Here is a 446-nt window from a genome sequence, read left to right on the forward strand (position 1 = left end):
ATTTCGAGACGGTGGACCGCATCGCCCGCGAGATCGGCGGCGACGAGGTCGTGCAGGCCGCCAATGACAATGATCCGGGTCAGGTCGTCATCTCGGGGCACAAGGGCGCGGTCGAGCGGGCCGCCGAGGCGATGAAGGCGGCAGGCGCCAAGCGTGCGGTGCTGCTGCCCGTGTCGGCCCCCTTCCATTCGGTGCTGATGCAGCCTGCGGCGGCTGCGATGGCCGATGCGCTGGCGGGGGTGGATATCCAGCCGCCCGCCGTGCCGCTGATCGCCAATGTCCGCGCCGAGGCGGTAATCGAGCCCGGCGCCATCCGCCGCCTGCTGGTCGAACAGGTGACCGGCACGGTGCGCTGGCGCGAATCCATCGCCAATATGGCCGGAGCCGGGGTGACCGAGTTCTGGGAGATCGGCGCGGGCAAGGCGCTGTCGGGGATGATCCGGAGG

Annotated in this window: 1 protein-coding gene; it reads left to right on the forward strand. The window is 70.4% G+C overall.

The window, feature by feature from the left end; translation table 11 throughout:
- A partial coding sequence (locus tag FHK88_RS03680; protein ID WP_227429425.1) for an ACP S-malonyltransferase occupies positions 1 to 446 on the forward strand: 446 nt, incomplete at both ends.

Origin of the sequence: Psychrobacter sp. I-STPA6b (assembly GCF_020662265.1) — a bacterium.
Classification (GTDB): Bacteria; Pseudomonadota; Gammaproteobacteria; order Pseudomonadales; family Moraxellaceae; genus Psychrobacter.